Source organism: Leifsonia sp., from assembly GCF_051955155.1.
In the GTDB taxonomy this organism is placed as follows: Bacteria; Actinomycetota; Actinomycetes; order Actinomycetales; family Microbacteriaceae; genus Leifsonia.
This window is the reverse complement of record NZ_JBQCGZ010000164.1, coordinates 1-3,591: the sequence shown is the minus strand read 5'-3', so window position 1 is coordinate 3,591 and position 3,591 is coordinate 1. Positions and strand designations below refer to the sequence as shown.

At 70.2% G+C, this 3,591-nt stretch carries 2 protein-coding genes and 1 pseudogene; all 3 read left to right on the top strand.

What is annotated here, in order from left to right; translation table 11 throughout:
* A pseudogene (locus ACTHMF_RS17490) lies at positions 1 to 267 on the top strand (carbohydrate ABC transporter permease); the annotation flags it as partial.
* Between the two features lie 52 nt (positions 268 to 319).
* A complete protein-coding gene (locus ACTHMF_RS17485) occupies positions 320 to 1,669 on the top strand; it encodes an ABC transporter substrate-binding protein (RefSeq protein WP_440319384.1) in 1,350 nt (449 codons plus the stop codon).
* A 74-nt stretch (positions 1,670 to 1,743) separates the two neighbouring features.
* Positions 1,744 to 3,507: a glycoside hydrolase family 35 protein gene (locus tag ACTHMF_RS17480; protein ID WP_440319382.1), complete on the top strand. Its 1,764-nt coding sequence runs from the start codon at positions 1,744 to 1,746 to the stop codon at positions 3,505 to 3,507.
* Positions 3,508 to 3,591: the final 84 nt, after the last annotated feature.

Below are 3,591 nucleotides of genomic sequence, written 5' to 3'. Positions count from 1 at the left end.
GGCATCGTCACGGTCGCGCTGTTCGCGATCGTCGCCACCTGGAACAACTACTTCCTGCCGCTCATCATGCTGAGCGATCCGACCTGGTACCCCCTCACGGTCGGCCTCAGCCAGTGGAGCGCGCAGGCGACGGGGGTCGGCGCACAGCCGATCTTCAACCTCGTGATCACCGGCTCGCTCATCACGATCGTCCCGATCGTGGCCGCGTTCCTGGTGCTCCAGCGCTACTGGCAGTCGGGTCTGGCCGCCGGAAGCGTCAAGCAGTAACCGAAACACCGCATCGAGAACCCTCCCCATTCCACAAGGAAGTGAGATCACCATGAAGCGCATCCTGCGTTCGCGGTCCCTGCGCCGCGTCGCGGTCGCCGTCGCGGCCAGCGCCGTGCTCGGCGCCTCCCTCGCCGCCTGCTCGTCCGGCTCGTCCGGCTCCGGCGGCGGCAGCGCCTCCGACATCGACGCCGCCCTCAAGCAGGGCGGGACGATCACGTACTGGTCGTGGACGCCGTCCGCCGAGGCCCAGGTCGCCGCGTTCGAGAAGGAGTACCCGAAGGTCAAGGTCAAGCTGGTCAACGCCGGCACCAACACCACCGAGTACACCAAGCTGCAGAATGCCATCAAGGCGGGCAACGGCGCACCGGACGTCGCCCAGGTCGAGTACTACGCCATTCCGCAGTTCGCGCTCTCCGACGCCCTCGTCGACCTGACGCAGTACGGCTTCGACAAGCTCAAGGACGACTACACCCCCGGCCCGTGGAGCTCGGTCAACGTCGGCGGCAAGCTCGTCGGCCTGCCGCAGGACTCCGGCCCCATGGCGATGTTCTACAACAAGAACGTCTTCGACAAGTACGGCATCGCCGTCCCGAAGACCTGGGACGAGTACGTCGCCGCGGCGCAGAAGCTGCACGCGGCCGACCCGAACGCCTACATCACCAGCGACTCCGGCGACTCCGGCTTCACCACCTCGATGATCTGGCAGGCCGGCGGCCGGCCGTTCCAGGTCGACGGCACCAAGGTGTCGATCAACCTGCAGGACGATGGCACCAAGAAGTGGACCGCCACCTGGGACAAGCTGGTCGAGGGCAAGCTGCTCTCCAGCGTCCCCGGCTGGAGCGACGACTGGTTCAAGGCGCTCGGCAACGGCTCCATCGCCACCCTGGTCACCGGCGCGTGGATGCCCGGCGTGCTCGAGTCCTCGGTGAAGGACGGCGCCGGCGCCTGGCGCGTCGCCCCCATCCCCACCTACGACGGCACCCCGGCCAACGCCGAGAACGGCGGCGGCGGGCAGGTCGTGCTCAAGCAGTCCAAGAACCAGGCGCTCGCCGCCGGCTTCCTCAAGTGGCTGAACAACGACCCGGCGTCGATCAAGGTCTTCCTGCAGTCCGGCGGCTTCCCGTCCACCACCAAGGACCTGAACTCGTCCGACTTCCTGGCGCAGGCTCCCGAGTACTTCGGCGGCCAGAAGATCAACGAGGTGCTCGTAGCCGGCGCGAAGAACGTGTCGACCGGCTGGCAGTACCTGCCGTTCCAGGTCTACGCGAACAGCATCTTCGGCGACACGGTCGGCCAGTCCTACACCTCCAACAGCACGCTGAACACGGGCCTGCAGGCCTGGCAGAAGGCGCTGGTGGAGTACGGGAACCAGCAGGGCTTCACCGTCACCGGCAAGTAATCCAGCGCGTGGCCGGTCGCGCACGTCCGCGGCCGGCCACGTTCGCTGCCCACCTTCTTCTCTTTGGAGCACCCATGACCAGCTTCGAGATCGCGGGGGACGCCTTCCTCCTCGACGGCGAGCCGCACCGCATCCTGTCGGGAGCGATCCACTACTTCCGCGTGCACCCGGACGACTGGGCGGACCGCATCCGCAAGGCCAGGCTCATGGGGCTCAACACCATCGAGACGTACGTTCCGTGGAACGCGCACGAGCCCCGCGAGGGCGAGTGGACGGCCGACGGCGCCCTCGACCTGGCCCGCTTCCTGCGCACCGTGCAGGACGAGGGGATGCACGCCATCGTCCGGCCCGGCCCCTACATCTGCGCCGAGTGGGACAACGGCGGCCTGCCCGCGTGGCTGTTCACCGATCCCGAGGTCGGAATCCGCCGCTCGGAGCCGCGGTTCCTCGCGGCCGTCACCGCGTACCTGGAGCGCGTGCTCGCCATCGTGCGCCCACTGCAGGTGACCGAGGGCGGCCCCGTCCTGCTGGTGCAGGTGGAGAACGAGTACGGCGCCTACGGCGACGACGCCGACTACCTGCGTCACCTGGTCGACGTCTTCCGCGGGGCCGGGATCACCGTCCCGCTGACCACCGTCGACCAGCCCGAGCCGGCGATGCTCGAGAACGGGTCGCTCCCGGAGCTGCTGAAGACGGCGTCGTTCGGGTCGCGCTCGCGCGAGCGCCTCGCGACGCTGCGCGAGCACCAGAGAACCGGCCCGCTGATGTGCTCCGAGTTCTGGGACGGCTGGTTCGACCACTGGGGCGCGCACCACCACACCACGCCGGTCGAGCAGTCGGCCGCCGACCTGGACGAGCTGCTCGCGCTCGGCGCGTCGGTCAACATCTACATGTTCCACGGCGGCACCAACTTCGGCTTCACGAACGGCGCGAACGACAAGGGCGTGTACCAGCCGATCGTCACGAGCTACGACTACGACGCCCCGCTGGACGAGGCGGGCGAGCCCACCGAGAAGTTCTGGGCGTTCCGCGAGGTGATCGCCAAGCACGCGCCGGTCCCCGCCGAGGAGCCGGTGGTCGCGGCCGCCGCTCCCGCGTTCACCGTGCCGTTCGAGCGCTCGGTCCCGCTGTTCTCGGTCGCGCCGCGGCTGGGGGAGTGGGAGCACACCGACGCCCTTCCGACCTTCGACGAGCTCGGCCACTACTCCGGGCTCGGGCTGTACCGCACCGAGATCGACACCGACGAGCCGGCGGTGCTGGAGTTCGGCGAGGTGCGCGACCGCGCGTACGTCTTCGTCGGCTCCACGCGCGTCGGCGTGCTCGCCCGCGACCACCACGACAGCGCGATCACTCTCTCGCCGAGCCGGGGCACGCTCACGGTGCTGGTCGAGGACCAGGGCCGCGTCGACTACGGCCCCCGCATCGGTGAGCCGAAGGGCCTGATCGGCCCGGTGCTGCTGAACGGCGAGCCGCTGCAGCGCTGGAGCGTGCTCCCGCTGCGCCTGCCCGCGCTGACCGCCGTCCGCGACGCGCTCGACCTGGTCGGGGACGCGGACCCGGAGCGGCTGGCCGGACCCGTCTTCGCGCGCGCGACGTTCGAGGTGGAGGAGCCGGGCACCCTGTTCCTGGATACGACCGGCTGGGGCAAGGGCGTGGCGTGGGTGAACGGCTTCAATCTCGGCCGCTACTGGACCCGCGGGCCGCAGGAGACCCTGCACGTGCCCGGTCCTGTCGTCCGCGCGGGACGCAACGAGCTCGTCATCCTGGAGCTGGAGTCCGCGGCGGAGGCCACGGCCGCGTTCGTCTCCGAGCCGCGGCTGGGGCACACCGACTTCTAGCCGCCTCGGAGGGTCGGCCCACCCGGGGCCGCGCCCCCCCCCCCCCCCCCCCCCCCCCGGGGGGGGCCCGCCCCCGGGCCCGGG